The organism is Clostridium sp. FP1 (genome assembly GCF_011065975.2).
Classification (GTDB): Bacteria; Bacillota; Clostridia; order Clostridiales; family Clostridiaceae; genus Clostridium_AD; species Clostridium_AD tagluense.
The window spans coordinates 30,431-47,553 of the sequence record NZ_JAAMNJ020000001.1 but is presented as its reverse complement, the minus strand read 5'-3'; the positions used below and the strand labels follow the sequence as shown (position 1 = coordinate 47,553).

At 30.5% G+C, this 17,123-nt stretch carries 16 protein-coding genes, 2 tRNA genes and 1 other RNA gene; 3 read left to right on the top strand and 16 right to left on the bottom strand.

Annotated features, from left to right (window positions below):
- Positions 1-90 precede the first annotated feature (90 nt).
- From ffs to G9F70_RS00180, 15 genes are all read right to left on the bottom strand, one after another.
- An RNA gene (gene ffs / locus G9F70_RS00250) (signal recognition particle sRNA large type) lies at positions 91-356 on the bottom strand.
- 10 nt (positions 357-366) lie between these two features.
- Positions 367-456 (bottom strand) — tRNA-Ser (locus tag G9F70_RS00245).
- Between the two features lie 123 nt (positions 457-579).
- Entirely contained in the window at positions 580-1,344 is a 765-nt protein-coding gene (gene lgt / locus G9F70_RS00240) for a prolipoprotein diacylglyceryl transferase (protein ID WP_164947183.1), read from the bottom strand.
- Between the two features lie 109 nt (positions 1,345-1,453).
- Positions 1,454-3,166 carry a phosphoenolpyruvate--protein phosphotransferase gene (ptsP, locus tag G9F70_RS00235; protein WP_164947182.1) on the bottom strand — a complete coding sequence of 571 codons (1,713 nt, stop codon included), beginning with the start codon at positions 3,164-3,166 and terminating at the stop codon, positions 1,454-1,456.
- Between the two features lie 109 nt (positions 3,167-3,275).
- Positions 3,276-3,542, bottom strand: coding sequence for an HPr family phosphocarrier protein (locus tag G9F70_RS00230; protein ID WP_164947181.1), 267 nt, complete (start codon positions 3,540-3,542; stop codon positions 3,276-3,278).
- Between the two features lie 127 nt (positions 3,543-3,669).
- Positions 3,670-3,843, bottom strand: a complete 174-nt coding sequence (locus G9F70_RS00225) for a hypothetical protein (protein WP_164947180.1) — start codon at positions 3,841-3,843, stop codon at positions 3,670-3,672.
- Positions 3,833-4,783 carry a 1-phosphofructokinase gene (pfkB, locus tag G9F70_RS00220; RefSeq protein WP_164947179.1) on the bottom strand — a complete coding sequence of 317 codons (951 nt, stop codon included), beginning with the start codon at positions 4,781-4,783 and terminating at the stop codon, positions 3,833-3,835. Before pfkB ends, G9F70_RS00225 begins: the two co-directional genes overlap by 11 nt.
- Positions 4,784-4,797: 14 nt before the next feature.
- On the bottom strand, positions 4,798-5,559 hold the full coding sequence (locus G9F70_RS00215; protein ID WP_164947178.1) for a DeoR/GlpR family DNA-binding transcription regulator: 762 nt from the start codon (positions 5,557-5,559) through the stop codon (positions 4,798-4,800).
- Between the two features lie 251 nt (positions 5,560-5,810).
- Positions 5,811-6,026, bottom strand: coding sequence for a (2Fe-2S)-binding protein (locus tag G9F70_RS00210; RefSeq protein ID WP_164947177.1), 216 nt, complete (start codon positions 6,024-6,026; stop codon positions 5,811-5,813).
- 20 nt (positions 6,027-6,046) lie between these two features.
- Entirely contained in the window at positions 6,047-6,487 is a 441-nt protein-coding gene (locus G9F70_RS00205; protein WP_164947176.1) for a nucleoside deaminase, read from the bottom strand.
- Positions 6,488-6,579: 92 nt separating this feature from the next.
- A complete protein-coding gene (locus G9F70_RS00200; protein WP_164947175.1) occupies positions 6,580-8,505 on the bottom strand; it encodes an FtsX-like permease family protein in 1,926 nt (641 codons plus the stop codon).
- Positions 8,506-8,526: 21 nt separating this feature from the next.
- A complete protein-coding gene (locus tag G9F70_RS00195; RefSeq protein ID WP_164947174.1) occupies positions 8,527-9,297 on the bottom strand; it encodes an ABC transporter ATP-binding protein in 771 nt (256 codons plus the stop codon).
- Between the two features lie 176 nt (positions 9,298-9,473).
- A complete protein-coding gene (locus G9F70_RS00190) occupies positions 9,474-10,505 on the bottom strand; it encodes a sensor histidine kinase (RefSeq protein WP_224617361.1) in 1,032 nt (343 codons plus the stop codon).
- Positions 10,502-11,176, bottom strand: coding sequence for a response regulator transcription factor (locus G9F70_RS00185; protein ID WP_164947172.1), 675 nt, complete (start codon positions 11,174-11,176; stop codon positions 10,502-10,504). Before G9F70_RS00185 ends, G9F70_RS00190 begins: the two co-directional genes overlap by 4 nt.
- 159 nt (positions 11,177-11,335) lie before the next feature.
- Positions 11,336-11,412 (bottom strand) — tRNA-Arg (locus G9F70_RS00180).
- A gap of 316 nt (positions 11,413-11,728) precedes the next feature.
- Between G9F70_RS00180 and G9F70_RS00175 the strand changes: the two genes are divergently transcribed.
- The 3 genes from G9F70_RS00175 (at position 11,729) to G9F70_RS00165 (ending at position 14,652) form a co-directional block, all read left to right on the top strand.
- The gene (locus tag G9F70_RS00175) at positions 11,729-12,043 is read left to right on the top strand and encodes a phasin family protein (protein ID WP_164947171.1); all 315 of its coding nucleotides are present in this window, start codon (positions 11,729-11,731) and stop codon (positions 12,041-12,043) included.
- 101 nt (positions 12,044-12,144) lie between these two features.
- Positions 12,145-13,746 carry an ABC1 kinase family protein gene (locus G9F70_RS00170; protein WP_164947188.1) on the top strand — a complete coding sequence of 534 codons (1,602 nt, stop codon included), beginning with the start codon at positions 12,145-12,147 and terminating at the stop codon, positions 13,744-13,746.
- 21 nt (positions 13,747-13,767) lie between these two features.
- Complete coding sequence (locus G9F70_RS00165; RefSeq protein WP_164947170.1) at positions 13,768-14,652, top strand: phosphatidylserine decarboxylase; 885 nt, start codon at positions 13,768-13,770, stop codon at positions 14,650-14,652.
- A 19-nt stretch (positions 14,653-14,671) separates the two neighbouring features.
- Here the strand turns inward: G9F70_RS00165 and G9F70_RS00160 are convergent, their stop codons facing one another.
- Positions 14,672-16,930 (bottom strand): methyl-accepting chemotaxis protein, encoded by a 2,259-nt coding sequence (locus G9F70_RS00160; RefSeq protein WP_164947169.1) that lies wholly within the window; start codon positions 16,928-16,930, stop codon positions 14,672-14,674.
- Between the last annotated feature and the right edge of the window lie 193 nt (positions 16,931-17,123).

Genomic DNA, 17,123 nt, shown 5'->3' with positions numbered 1-17,123 from the left:
AATTATTAGTTTGTTTTTATTAAAACTTTATAGTTTACGGGTAAATAAAAAAAAGACACCTTTGTAGGTATCTTATAATTCTTATGTAGACCGTACACCTCGCTTCGATGAATAAACTATGCGCGTTACCTATACAGTTAACTCAAACCAGGTTGATCCACGGCACATGGAAAGATTCACTTACCGCTGCTTCCTTCCGGACCTGACGGGGTTCATGAGTTTCCATTGCGTGGGGCCCAGTTCTCAACGCCACTTATATAGGTCAGACCACACATTTTATAACCTAGGCGAGGAATTCACCCCTGCTGTAGCGGGTTGCAGGTTACAGGGCACCGCTAACTCCCCGGCTAGTACGGAAATATAAACTGGCGGAAAGAGAGGGATTCGAACCCTCGGTAGAGTTGCCCCTACACACGCTTTCCAGGCGTGCTCCTTAAGCCACTCGGACATCTCTCCATAAAGTACTTCTTGCTTTGCTTACACCAAAGTAGTGCAACAAAAACAATTATACTATTAATAAGTAGTTATTTCAATAGTTTTTTATTTAAATATTTTTGAAACTTATCCCAACCATTGAAATTATTTCAATGTCTTCCTTTTATAATTAATTGCAAGGAATATAATCCATAGTGCAATTCCCGCTAAACTTATTAATTGTGCCACCCTTATACTTCCAAACATTAAACTATCAGTTCGGAGTCCTTCTATAAAAAATCTTCCTAAGGAATATAATCCTATATAGGTAAAAAACACAGTTCCATGTTTAAATGTCTTTTTCAATAAATAAATTAATAATAAGCATACTATAACATTCCATACTGATTCATAAAGAAAGGTTGGATGATAATAAACTCCATCTATTAGCATTCCATTTTGTATAAACTCCGGAAATTTACTTATAAATCCCTTAGTAACTGGTCCACCATGGGCCTCACTATTGAAGAAATTTCCCCATCTGCCTATAGCCTGTGCAATAATTATAGATGGTGCGGCTACATCTGCAAATTGCAGAAAATTCTCTTTTTTATATCTCGTATATATTATTGCAGCTAACATACCAAATATAATTCCCCCATGTATAGCAAGCCCACCTTGACGTGTATTGAATACTTCTATTAGGTTATCTTTATATTGATCAAACTCAAATATTACATAATAGGCTCTAGCTCCAATAATAGCTATAGGAAAAGATATTAATATAATATTTAAAAGTTCATCATAATCAATACTTTTTAGCTTAGACGTAAAATTAGCTAATAAAATTCCAACCATCATTCCTGTTGCAATAAAAACACCATACCATGCAACGGATAATCCAAATATATTGAATGCTATTGGTTCCATAATTGTTCTCTCCTTTTATATCACTGTTTATGCTTTGCTCAAACTACTAAATACAAGCAAACAAAAACAAAATTCTAAAATTTTAGAATTTCATTTTTGTTTTTTTGTTTTAATTTTTTAGATTTATATTTTTTTCTATGAATTTCTCAACTTCCGTAGCTGTAGGAAGATTAACAACTTGCTGCGCTAAATCTCTCATTTTTTCCTGAGATATATTTCTAATAATCCCTCTTGCTCTTAAGATGGATATAGGACTCATGCTGAATTCATCAAGTCCCATTCCAATTAAAATAGGAATTAGTTTAGGATCTCCTGCTACTTCTCCACACATACCCACCCATTTATTTTCCTTATGAGCATTATCTATAACCATTTTTACTAGCCTTAGTAATGCAGGATGAAATGGGTTATACAAATGAGATATTTTTTCATTCATTCTATCTACTGCAGTTGTGTATTGAATAAGATCATTAGTTCCTATACTAAAAAAGTCTACCTCACTCGCAAACAAATCAGAAATAATAGCAGCTGCAGGTATCTCTATCATAATTCCTACTTCTAACTTTTCATTAAATTCTATATTTTCTTTATGTAAATCATTTTTTACTCCCTGTAAAATTGCCTTTGCTGCTCTTAATTCTTCAATACTTGAAATCATTGGGAACATTATTTTAATATTTCCATAGGCACTAGCTCTTAGTATAGCTCTTAATTGAGTTTTAAATATATCTACCTTATCTAAACAAACTCTTATAGCTCTATATCCTAAAAAAGGATTCATCTCGCTGGGCAGATTTAAATAATCTAATTCCTTATCGCCACCAACATCTAGTGTTCTAATAACCACAGGTTTGTTTTTCATTTTCTGCGCAACTTCCTTGTAGGCTTCATACTGTTCCTGCTCTGTTGGTGCTGATGCCCTATCCATATATAAAAACTCAGACCTATATAATCCTATACCTTCACCATCATTATTTAAAACACTCTCTAAATCTTTTGGTGTTCCAATATTTGCAGATAATTCTACTTTTATTCCATCAGTAGTGATGCTTTCTTTTCCTATTAATAAATCTAGTTCTTTTTGAGATTTATTATATTCTTCTTTTTTTTCTTCATAAAGCTTTACTATTTTTTCCTCTGGATTAATGTATATTAACCCTTCTTCACCATCAAAAACAATTAAATCTCCATTTTTAACAATACTGGTTATATCCTTAACTGCAACTATTGCTGGTATTTCTAAAGTTCTAGCCATTATAGCGGAATGTGAAGTTCTTCCACCAATTTCCGTTATAAAACCTAAAACCTTTTTTTTATCTATCTGTGATGTATCAGATGGAGTTAAGTCACGCGCCACAATTACAACTTCATTAGCTAATTGTGCAAAGTTAACATCCTCTATATTTAATAATTTTTTCATAAGTCTTGTTGTTACATCTTTTATATCTGCTGCTCTTTCTTTCATATATTCATTATCCATAGCATCAAACATAGCTATAAACATTTCTGAAATCTCTTTTAGTGCCCACTCAGCATTAACTTTATCATCTTGAATTTTTTTCTCGATTTGCTGAAGCATTTCTGGATCTTCCAGGATCATTAAATGAGCTTCAAATATGGTAGCTTCTTTTTCACCCATACTTTTTAACACATTATTATATATGTCCTGAATTTCACTCTTGCTATTTTCCATAGCCACCTTATATCTTTTAATTTCATCTTTATAATTTATAATATCTTTTTTTTCTATAATGATCTTCTTTTCTTCTTTTAATAGTACTTTTCCTATTACTATTCCAGGTGAAACTCCAATGCCTTTCATTAAATAACCTCCTTATAAGCGAAATTCACTCCTTGCAGTAAATTTAAGTATTTTACTAGCCTAGGAGTGAATATTACTTTATATATGATTCTTTATAAACCATTATTTTTTAAAGTTCTACGATTTCTTTTTCAATTACTATTTTTAATTCTTCTACTGCTTTTTTTTCATCGTCTCCAGACGCTACAATCTTAATTTTATCACCTTTTGAAGCTGCCATACTTAATATATTTATTATACTTTTTGCATTATACTCTTTATCGTCTTTGATTAAAGTTATATGTGAAGCAAACTTAGATGCTTTTTTAGCCACAATACTTGCTGGTCTTGCATGCAAACCTTGCTCATTCATTAACACAATTTCTGCTTCGTACATAAAGACATCTCCTTTTCATCTTAGATTCTTCCTAAAACTAAGTTATTTTTAAAATTATATATATATTTTACCCTATTGCACATGTATAAACAATGATTAAATTCATTAGCGCTTCCTAAATTAATTATTAATTTACTTCTTTAACAATAATATCTTTTTTCAATAATAAAATCATAAGAGCCGTTATTACTGTACCAACTACTATGGATAATATATATGCACCCACATTAGTAACTGCATTTGGAATCAATAATATAAATATACCACCATGTGGAATAGCTATAGCTGCTTTAAATACCATAGTATCCTTTCGTTATATAATTTATAGTTATTTCCTTTTTCAATTTCTCTATGTCAAGGAATCTTCCTGTTTGTGTTCCTTCCGTCATTACATTAGCTGTACTTGTTGCACAAGCTAGTTTTATAGCTTGCTCAAAACTGTAGTCTTCCTGAACCGCTACAGCCATTGCTGCAACCATAGAGTCACCAGCGCCCACTGTACTCTTAACTTCTACCTTTATACCTGTTACTTTTGCTACTTTATGGTCACTTATGAATATGGACCCCTTAGAGCCTAATGAAATCACTACATATTTTACTCCATGCTCTAATATTTTTTTTGCAGTTTCAATAACTTCATCTTCGCTATTAATGCTTATATCAAATGCTTTTTCAAGTTCGTCTATATTTGGTTTTACCATATATGGACCAGCTTTAATTCCTTGCATTAGCAGCTGCCCCTCTGCATCTAATATAGCCTTACCACCCTTGGTTTTTATGCTTTTAATTATGTCAGCATATATGGAAGTACTCACTCCACTTGGCACACTACCTGAAAGAACTACTATAGAATCATCTTTACAATGTTTCATAATTTCCTGTTTTATATTAGTGATATCTTTTTCTCCTAACCTAGGTCCATTTTCGTTTATATCTGTATATGTATTATTAACCTTATCAAAAATTTTTAAATTAGTTCTAGTTTCTCCTTTTACAGTTAAAAAATTATTGTCAATATTTAAATCATCCAAATAATTTTTTATTTGATTTCCACTGCTTCCACCTAAAAAACCCAAGGCTATACTCTTATGCTTTAACTCCTTAATAACTTTAGATACATTGATGCCTTTACCTCCAGCATCAACTCTTGTAGACACAATTCTATTGACAGTATCAATTTTAAATCCGTCTATATCAATAGTTTTGTCTAAAGCTGGGTTTAGAGTAACTGTTATTATCATTTTATCACCCCAATTTATTTTGCTTTGATAACTTTTACATCTTTTTCTTCAAACTTTTCTATTAATTCGTCATCTAATTGATTGTCTGTAATAATTGTATCAATACTATCTAGGTCAACAATTTTAGCAAAGGAAACTTTGTTAAACTTAGTATGATCACATACTACTATAATTTTCCTGGCTATTTTTATCATTTCTCTTTTAGTGCTAGCTTCTATAACATTTGGTGTGGTAAGTCCATTAATAATGCATACACCATTAACGCCTATAAATGCTTTGTCTACCTTGAAATTTTTAAATGTATTATCTGCTACAGGTCCTACCAGTGCTCTAGTTTCCCATCGCAATGTACCACCAGTAACAATTACTTCCACATTCTGTTTTTTAGCAAGTTCAAAAGCTATATCCACAGAATTTGTTAAAATCGTTACATTTTTAGCTGCTATATGCCTGGCAATGTTAAGAGTAGTTGTACCTGCATCTAAAACTATTGTCTCCCCATCTACTATCATGGATGCTGCAAGCTTTCCTACAGATTCTTTCTCATCATAAAACTTATCTATCTTTTCTGAAAAAGTAGGTTCAAATTTAGTATTATCATTTAATACCGCTCCACCATGTACTCTTTTTATAAGTTCTGCCTCTTCTAATTCTTGAAGATCACGTCTAATGGTAACTTCTGACACTTCGTATATCTGGGATAACTCACATACTTTTACCTTCCCATCTTTATTTAAAATATCTAATATTTTCGATTTTCTTTCCTCGGCAAACATAATTTAAAAACTTCCTTTTATCATATTTGGAATAACATTAATGTTCGTTTGTATTTGTTTTAGTTTCATTTGCTTTCACTTGTGTTCATTTTAGTATATTATGATATCGTTGTCAATACATAAAAAATATTTTTTTATGCTAATTCTACTTTTATTTTATAGTTTAAGCCATATTACAATAAATAATCTTCAAAAAACAAAAACGAAACCACTTGGCTTCGCTTTTAATATATATTTCTTAACCTATGTGACTAGTTCTCCAATTGACTTTTTAAGAGTTCCTCTATCTTAGGAGTACACCTATGGCCTTTGCATCCACCTGACCCAGCTCCTGTAGCTTTTTGAACCTCTTCTAGCGTTGTTGCGCCATTTTGAATAGCCTTTTTTATTGTAGATCTTGGTATAGCCTTACATAAACATACCTTTGTAAGTTTATCCATTATTTCATTATTTATATTCCCATCCATTATATTTATCTCCTTTCACTTTATCTTTTATCTTTAAAAAAATCAGTCAATAAATTTCCACATTCCGCGTTATATAACCAATTTATTTCTGTCCAGTGATTTAATGCATCATTTTGAATAAGATTTATAACTGAACCACAAGCCCCTACGCTAGGATCAAAGATTCCTATGTATAATTTACTTATCCTAGACTGTAATATAGCTCCTGCACACATAGGACAAGGTTCTAGGGTTACGTACATATCACATCCTGTTAATCTCCAAGTGCCTAAGACGTCACAGGCTTTTTTTATAGCTAAAATCTCCGCATGAGCAGTTGCATCTTGAAGCGTTTCGCGGAGGTTGTGTGCTCTAGCAATTATTTTGTTATCTTTAACTATAACTGCACCTACAGGTACTTCATTTAAAAATAATGATCTTTTCGCTTCTTCTAATGATTCATGCATAAAATCTTTTATCATGTTAACCCCTTTATTGTTTAATGATTATTCTTTAGTAATTATTATACTTTAAAACTGTCAGACTTTCAATACATTTATTTTAGCATTTACATCTATGCTTTTGCATCTACTATTTTGCAATAAGAATTAACTGTTAGTATATAATATATTAAATAAATTAGAGTATATAGTCCTACAGTTATAAATACTGGATATACTAAGCTTGAACTAAGTACAATTTGCAGAATTGTTAATGCAATAATACTATGTGTTATTCCAATGATTAAGGGTAGCGCAAATATAAAGGCCATCTGCCTTGCTATAGAAATTCTTATCTCTGATTTTTTTACACCGATTTTCTTTAGTATGTCGTATCTTTCTTTATCCTCGCCAGCCTCTGACAGTTGTTTGAAAAATATTATACTTCCTGTGCAAATCAAAAATACAAAACCTATAAAGGAAGCTAAAAATATTATAATACCCATGTTAGTCATAGTATCCCTGTACCATCCATAATATGACGATAGGGCATTACCACCTAAAGTTCTGTCTATTTCTGCTGTAAGGTCCTTACTTTCCCTTTGATTTTCAATGTTTATGAATGTGCTTTTTACAACCTTATCTTTATCATATAATTTACTGTAAATGTCATCCGTTACGACTACAGTATCCTGCATATGTACGTTATTTATAGAAAGTACATTGGTTAAAAGTCCTTCCTTAAAATATTTTATTCTTAATGGTACTTTTTTTCCCTTTATTTTAAGTTCTATATTCTTTCCCACAGGATTTTCCATTATCTTATCTGAATACATACTCATAAAAAAAAGAACTTCATCTGACTTTAAAGATATATTGTAATCCATTCCTCGTGCTTTTGATAATTCTTTCATGGTACTTTCTGATATAACAAAGGATTTTGAATTTGTTACTGGATGCAATTCCATCTTCGATAACTCAGGCCATTTACTATCTATAATCATAAATTCACTATTCGTAGAACTTTTAATTTTATTACTGGGATACTTATTTATGATTTGCTTAATTTGTTCATCCATACTTTTTCCATTACTCTTATAATCATAACTAAAAGGGGTCACTTTATCTATACTATTTACTTGATCATAATAAAGTGATGCTGCAGTTCCCATAGCCGTAATGGTGGTAGCACTAAGCACCGCAATAGTAGCTAAAGATCTTCCATTCGCTTTTATTCTATATAAAAGTTGAGAAGTACCTATCATGTTTAAGCCTCTAAAATATTTAACCTTATTTTTCTTAGAAAGTTTAACTATAAATATTATCAAGGAAGAGAAAAACATGTAAGTTCCAATTACTGTACTAACTAGTATAACTATCAATATAGCTAAGTTATCAAATTTATAAGTTAATGCCATGTAATAACCTGTTCCAATAAAAATTATTGAAAGTAGAGCTAATACTAGTGAGGCTTTTGGTTGCTTCTGTGCCACCTTCTCTGATTTAAACAATTCTATAAGCTGAAATCTATAAATTAGTGTATAGGAATGGACAGATGCTATAATAAATATTACTAAAAATACTTCAATTGTACTAATAATAGCCTTTAAGGATATAGCAAATTTAACATTTACATCAAAGCTCATAATATGAATTAAAATCATTACAAATAGCTTTGAAAATAAAGTTCCTATTAATATGCCGCAAGCAAGGGCCAGTGCTCCCATTACTAGATTCTCATAAAACAACATTCTTCCTATCTGCTTTTTCTTAACTCCCAGCATGGAGTATAAAGCTACTTCCTTTTTTCTCTTTTTAGTAAAAAAGGAGTTTGAATACCATATAAACATAGCTACGAAAACTGCTATGACAATTGAAGCTGCATTAAAAGCTGTACTTACTTTCATAGAATCCGCTGCTAAGTCCGCAACCTGTTTATTATATTCTATAGATGTAAAAGTATAATAAATCATTATACAAAATACCATGGATACAAAATATATTAAATAGTTATGAAAATTTCTTTTTATGTTTCTAAAAGTAATATTAAATAAAGTCATCTTTATCACATCCTCTCTAAGTTAAATTGTTACTTCATCAAAGTTACCGCCTAAGGCAGCCAGCACATCTAGTATTTTTTTAAAAAATTCTTTTCGCGTCGTTGTGCCCTTTACAAGCTCCGTAAATAAGGAACCATCTTTTATAAATATTATTCGTTTGCAATAGCTGGCAGCAAAGGCATCATGAGTTACCATCATAATAGTAGCTTTCTGAACCTGGTTTAAATCACTTAGAGCCTGCAAAAGCTCAGTGGAAGACTTAGAATCTAAGGCTCCTGTAGGTTCATCCGCTAATATAAGTTTTGGTTTAGTAATAATAGCTCTAGCAGCAGCCGCTCTTTGTTTTTGTCCACCAGATACCTCATAAGGATATTTATTAAATATATCCTTTATACCTAAAGTAGTTCCTATAATACTAGCCCGTTCTTCAATATCTTTTATGTTTACTCTAGCAAGTGCTAAAGGAAGTACCACATTCTCTTTTAAAGTTAAAGTATCAAGCAAATTGAAATCTTGAAATATAAAACCTAATTTATCTCTTCTAAAAGAAGCTAACTTGTCTTCATTCATTTTTGCTAAATCTTCCTTATCAATAGTTACTACTCCTGAAGTTGGCTTATCTATAGTTGATATAATGTTTAACAATGTAGTTTTCCCTGCACCTGAGGGACCCATTATTCCAATAAACTCTCCCTCTTTTATCTCAAGGTTTATATCATTTAAAGCAGTATAAACATTACCCCTTGAGCCATATACCTTTTTTAAATTTCTGGCAACTAATACATTTTCCATTTATATTTCCTCCTTAAATCATCACCTGCGGTGCTGAAATGTCGTTAAGACCTTTCGCTTATTACAATTAAATCTTATAACAAACCAAGTATTCAATCCATTGTATAAGGTTACAAAGTGACCTTAAAACTTACATTGTTGTAAGTTTTAAAAAAATAAGGCTACAAACCATATTTTTAGCTTGTAACCCTGTAATAATCTATAAGCTTTGGAAAATGAACTGTTACCCTAGTAAATTTAGAAGGTTTAGATTCAATAGTTATGTGATGTCCAAGCTTTGTGGCAAGATTTTTTGATAAATAGAGTCCCATGCCTGTAGCTTTAAAATCTTCTCGTCCATTATATCCAGTAAATCCTTTATCAAAAACCCTTTGAATATCCTCAGCTTTTATTCCAATACCATTATCTTCAATAATAAGCTGCTTTCCATTCAAATTTAATGTTCCACTGATTTTTATAAGTCCATTGCTACCTGTATATTTTAATGAATTTGATAAAATCTGATCTAGAATAAAGAAAAGCCACTTTTTATCTGAGTCTATAGTAAATTCTAAGTCATTTATTTCTATCTTTATTTTTTTACCTATAAACTCCTTTGCATGTTTTTTTACAACTCCCATAATTAGACTATGCATATTTATTTCATTTATTAAATAGTCCTTTGAAAAGCTGTCTAATCGTGAATAGTATAATGCTTGTTCAACATAATTCTCTATGTGATCTATTTCATCTTCTAGGTTACTTAAGGTTTCCTCCTTAGACTTATACGCACTATTTTCTATAACCAATCTGCATGCAGAAATAGGTGTTTTTATCTCATGAACCCAGGAATTTATAAAGTCTGCATTTTCTTTTTTTGCTTCATATAATTCATTGATTTTTAAATTAAATTCTTCATTAACCTTCATAAGAAGTTCTCCATATAGCTTTTGTTCATAATTTAATGATTTAGGCAAAGAATTAATACTATTTTCTTCCTGGTTTTCTATAATATATTTAATGACATCATAATATCTTTTATTTTTTATATACTCAAATATTAAGTAAAGTATAAACATAATAAAACCTACTATATTGATATAGACTATATTTTCAATACTTATTTTTACTACATTATTAAAATACACTACAGATGAAATAAATATCATCAACATAAAATAAAACAAAATTAAAAATATCCTGTCCCTTAAAAAATTTCTAAATTTCATAGTATTATATACCCTTGCCCTTTTTTTGTTTTAATTAGGTCTTCCAGTTCAATATTCTCTAATTTTTTACGCAATCTATTAATGTTCACTGTAAGGGTATTATCATCAACAAAACTTTCATCCTCCCAGAGACTTCGCATAATTTTATCTCTGCTTATTAAATTACCATTGTTTTTCATAAGTAAGTATAGAATGCTAAATTCATTTCTGCTAAGTTCTACTCTCTTATCTTTAAAAAATACGCTGTTATCCTTCATATTTAAAACAATATTTTTATACTGGAGCACATTAGTCTGCGCATCTGCGTAGGAATATGTTCTTCTTATCAATGCGTTTATTTTGGCCATCAATATTTCTAGTGAAAAAGGCTTTTGAATAAAATCATCCCCACCCATATTAATTGCCATTATTACATCCATATTATTATTTCTTGAAGAAACAAATATAATAGGAACCTTTGATATTTCTCTGATCTTACCACACCAATAATAGCCATCAAAAAATGGCAGGTTTATATCCATAAGAATTAAATGGGGAGAATATTTCGAAAACTCTACAAACACCTCATTAAAGTTCTCAACGGCTTTTCCATCAAAGCCCCATCTTACTATATTTTCAAGCAATATTTCTTTTATCCTAACATCATCTTCTACTATCATTATTTTAAACATGTGAAAACCTCGCTTTAAATTTGGACTTTGGTTATTTCTATTGTACTATAAAAGGGTTATAAAAAAATTTAATTTATGTTCTTTCAAAAATTTTATGTGCTTTTTAATTTCCAAGGAAATAAGAAAAAGCTAGCAAAGTATTACTTTGCTAGCTTTTTCTGGTGCACACGAGAGGAGTCGAACCTCCGGCCTTCCCCTTAGGAGGGGGACGCTCTATCCTACTGAGCTACGGGTGCATATTTATTTGTACTATAATATAGTATTACACTTTTATAAATATGTCAACCTATGGATGTTTAAAACTTAAATTTTTATGATTCATTTATGATAATGTCTTAATATACCACATTTGATTCTTGTTTAAGATATTTGATGCTCTAAATGATTTATCAAATATAAGAGTTGCTATAGACGAAACTAAAAGTGAGCCTATATAATAGTGAAATAACGCCCTTAATATTAAAAATTGAGGGTGTTAATTTATTGTTAGTATTTTAATATATGAAATAGTATATAATGTACATTATATACTATTAATTGGAGGTGTTTTGATTGAGTAACGATATCAAGAATTTTTTCCTAGCTGGCCTTGGATCTGCAGCTTACACTTATGAGAAAGCTACAAGTCTAATAGATGATTTTGTAAAAAAGGGTAAGATAACCTTTGAAGAGGGCAAAGATTTATCTGAAGAACTAAAAAGAACTGTAAAAGAAAAAAAAGATGGAGGTCCCACTTTCAAAAAAGAGCACACCCCGCTTACAAAGGAAGATATGGTTTTACTCCTAAAAGAAATGAACTTTGCAACTAAAGAAGATATTGATAAACTAGATAAAAGGTTAGCACATTTGGAAATAACCCTACCATAAATAAATATTATAATTAAAATGAAAGTCCTACTATTAACTCTAGGGCTTTTCACTTTAACAACATTTCAGCACTGCAGGTGATGATTTAAGTGAGGTATAAAATGCGACGAAAATCTGTTAATAGATTTAGAGAAATTGTTAAAGTTCTTGGTTCCTATGGCTTTGGCTATATTGTAGACTATAATTTTAATAAAAAAAATAAACTCCCTGAAAATTTAAGGAAAGCCTTTGAAGAGCTTGGCCCTACTTTTATAAAAATTGGCCAAATACTTAGTACAAGGCCAGATTTGTTATCCCCAGAGTATATAGCAGAACTTTCAAAGCTTCAAGATAATGTTGCTCCAGAAAATATTGAAACCATAAACAAAGTATTTTTTGATGAATTTAAAGTATCAACAACTGAGTGTTTTGAAAAGTTTAATGAAAAACCACTAGCCTCAGCATCTATTTCTCAAGTACATAAAGCTATATTAAAAGACGGTAGAGAAGTTGTAGTAAAGGTGCAAAGACCAGATATTGCTGAAAAGATGAAACTGGATATCTCTATACTGGTTCGCATAATAAAGCTTACAAAGGCAAGATTTTCTGATGCACTTATTGATCCAGAAGAAGCCTTACATGAAATACTTTTAATTACGGAGCTTGAACTTGATTTTAATAATGAAGCAAAAAACATAAATACTTTTAAAGCTTTCAACAAGGATGTTGCATTTTTATATGTACCTTACGTAGTTTGCGAATTATGTAGTACCAAGGTTCTAACTATGGAACGAGTTTATGGTTTTAAAGTAGATGATATGAATAAACTGAAAAACGGCCATTATGATCTTGATGATTTAGGTAAAAAATTAGCTTTGTCTTATTTAAAACAAGTGCTAGAAGATGGTTTTTTTCACGGAGATCCACATCCTGGAAATATTTTTGTATGTGAAGGCAAAATTTGCTTTATCGATTTTGGAATTATGGGAAGTCTCTCAAGTTCTATAAAATCCACGCTAAACGATATGATATCTGCAGTTGCTTTTAATGACATAAACAAAATGATTTCTGCTCTTTTATCTATAGGGATAAAAAAAGGATATGTAGATAGAAATAAACTATATGAGGATTTAGATTATCTTCTTATTAATTACCTTTCAGTATCGCTAAGCAATATCCAAGTTTCAGTTATGCTCTCTGAAATTTTTGATATAGCAAAACAAAACAATATCCGTTTGCCCCGTGATTTAACACTCCTAATACGCGGCCTTGTGATTTTAGAAGGTGTAATTGCAAGTATTGCTCCAGATATAAAAATAATAGATATAGCTATACCTTATGTTAAAGCCAATAGTAAATTTTCACTATTAGCCGATTTAGACCTTAACACTTTGCTTATCCGTTCATATGCATTTATAAAAGACTCCTTTAGACTTCCATCAAAAATCATAGAACTATCTGATAGTCTAATAAGCGGAAGAGCCAAGTTACAACTAGAGCATAAGAACCTAAACACTCCTATAAACGAGTTAAATAAAGGTATAAACAGATTAGTTTTTGGACTTATTATTTCTTCTATGATTATAGGTTCTTCTACAATTTTAAATTCCAATATAGGCCCTAAAATATATAATATATCCCTTATTGGTATAACTGGTTTTGTAACTGCAGCATTTATGGGCTTTTGGTTATTAATTTCTATAATAAAATCTGGAAAACTATAAACTATAAGAACGAGGTATTTTATGATTAAATATTACAATAGAAAAGAAAATAAATATGAAATCGAAAAGGTAGCTGGTGAAAAATATTTGAATTGGTCTTACTGCTCTCCTGTAGGAATTGGACTAGTTGAGTTATTACTTAAGAAAAAGCTATTTTCAAAATTATATGGTTATTACTGTGACACAAAAATAAGTTGTAAAAAAATTGAGGGTTTTATTGAAGATTTCAATATTGATATGTCATTGTACCAAAAGACGTCTGATCAATATTCCTCTTTTAATGAATTTTTTATAAGAGAATTAAATCCAGCTGGTCGAATAATCCCTAAGGATGATAATGTTTTAATTTCACCTTGTGATGGCAAAATCTCTGCTTATGAGAATATTGACCTAGATGGTTTGGTTCAAATAAAAGGATTTACTTATTCCCTTAAAGAACTAGTGGAAAATAACGAAATATACAATTTATATCATGGTGGTACTTGCTTAATTTTTAGATTATGCCCAACTGATTATCATAGGTTTCATTTTATTGATAGTGGAGTATGTGGCGAGACAACTAAAATTAAGGGTCATTATTATTCTGTAAATCCTATAGCCTTAAAAAATGTAAAAAAACTATTTTGTCAGAATAAAAGAGAATGGAGTATATTTCACTCAGATAATTTTTCAGATGTTATTTATATGGAGGTTGGTGCCACTTGCGTGGGCTCAATTATTCAAGGTTATACTCCAAATGCGCGAATTACAAAGGGAGAGGAAAAAGGTTATTTCAAATTTGGTGGCTCCACCGTTATCCTATTCTTTAAAAAAGACGTTGTAAAAATAAATGAAGAAATACTCGCCCAAACAAAATTAGGTTTTGAAACTTCTGTAACATTAGGCGAAAAAATAGGACTGAAATAATCTTTCAGTCCTATTTTTATTATATTTTAAATTTTGAGGTTATATCTTTTAATTTTTCCGCACTAATTTTATTTCCACCGGTAGTGCTTTTTATTTCTTCCATTTTACTTACTATATCAATTCCCTTGCTTGATATACTAGATATACCTTCCGCACCTTCATTAACAGTACCTGCTACTTGATTTATTGCAGTAGTAACTCCATTTATTGATATATTCAAATGTTGTGCTGTTTGATTAAATTCTTTCATAAATTTATTGAAATTTTCTGCATCATCCATATATTCTTTTCCCGTACCCATAATAATCTCATAATTTAGAGATACCTCTTCATCCATAAAATTTAACATTTTAGTAGAACTATTAGATAAATTTTTTACAGAATCATTTACAGCTTTAACTACATTTTGGATGTTGGCTGCTGTAGCTCCAGATTGCTCTGCTAGCTTTCTAACCTCATCTGCTACTACTGCAAAACCTCTCCCTGCTTCTCCCGCCCTGGCAGCTTCAATAGCAGCATTTAATGCTAATAAATTAGTTTGGCTAGTTATATGCAATATAGAGGTTGCTAATCCATGTATTTCCTCAACTGCTCTTGAACCTGCTATTGCAACTTCTAATTGCTTCTTTACATCATTATAAATCTTATCTGTATCTTTTTTAGACTCTTTAGTAGAAACAGTAATTCCCATCGCCTTTTGAACAATACCTTCTGCTATATTAGATCCTTCTGAAGCTTTCTTGGCTATTGTATTAACCATGCTTTCCATCTCTCCTGAAGAAGCAGAAATTTCCTCCGCTGTAGCTGCTGTTTGTTCCATTCCAGCTGATAGACTTTCAGTTTCAATAGAGCTCTCTTCTGCTTTCACTTTTAATATATCCGTAAGTTCTTCAACGGTAAGAGCATTATTAGTTATATTTTCTGAAGCCTCAATTAAATCAAGTACAACATCTTTTAATGTCTTTCTCATATTAACTATAGCTCTAGATATAGTCCCAATTTCATCATTAGTTTTAATTAAATCCTCTATACCCTTGTCCTCGCTTAAATCCAATTTAGAAGTTTTATCCACTAGTAGTGTTACCTTTGTTAATGGATTTACTATAATATTCGATACAACCAATCCAATTAATATGGAAAATATACCTATAATTGCTGCTATTATCAAAATCCCCTCTGTCATTTTATTCACCGGTTGTCTAATCTCATTCATATCTCCAGTAACAACCAATGTCCAATTTGTAATTGGAACAATTCCATAAGAGGAGAACTTTTTAACTCCCTCAAAAGTATACTGCTCCGTTCCAGCTACAACCTTTTGTCCTTTTACAACTTTATCCACTATAGCCTTTATAACTACATTTTCAACATCTTTTCCTATCTTTTCTTTGGTTTTGTGGTATAACATTTTTCCTTTTTCATCAACTAAAAAAGCATAGCTTGATTTACTATTAGATACACCTATATTTTTCATATACTTTGAAAAGCTCTCTGCATATACAGATACTGCTACGTAACCTAATGGTTGACCATATTTATCCTCAGTTATCACGGGGCTTGTAAAAACCATAACCGCATTTCCTGATATTTCAGATTTCATAGTCTCACTTACAGCTAGTCCACCACTTGCGCTAATGGAATGATAAGTTTGGTCTGCTACATTTTTTCCTATAGCCCCTTTATTACTATCTGATATTATATTCCCATTTACATCAACTAAAAAAACTCTTTCAACATTTGTATTATTAGAAATATATGCAGAAAACTTGTCATTATTTTCATTAACCACATTTTTATATTGTCCCAAGGAAATTGCATCAGGTTTACCCTTTAATTTCATAATCTCCATTATTTGCTTAGTATTGCATATGGCCTGTACTTGAGCTTGCTGCTTTTCTATCATAACGGAAATAGTTTCTATTGCTCCTTTATTAACAGACATCATTTCTGCTTTACTTTGATCAAATATTATAGTTGATGACTTTATATAAGTAAAAACAGAGGTCGCCACCATGGATATAATTATTAATGTACCAATAAGAAGTGGTATTTTCTTTCTAATGGAAATACCTTTTTTATTATTGTTTTTTATAGATGTTTTGGATGTTCCACTTTTAAATGATTTTACTGCTTTGTTATCATTGTTTGGTAATTCCAAAGAATCTTTCTTAATATTCATACTTTTAATCGTCTTGAATAGTTTGGAAGTTTTGTTTTCCTTTTGCACAATATCTTTACTTTCATGTTTTTTTCTAAGATTCCAATTTTTAAAACTCATAAAGTCCCCCCTAATTCATTTTTAATAAAAAATATTACAATATTGTATAAATATTTTGAATAATCCAAAAAAATATTTCTTCATATATATTAACATAAAACCTGTAATTTGTAATTACATAATAATATATATTTCCCTATTATCGGTATAATATATATTATTTTTTCTATATTAGTGTATTTACTTTTTATTT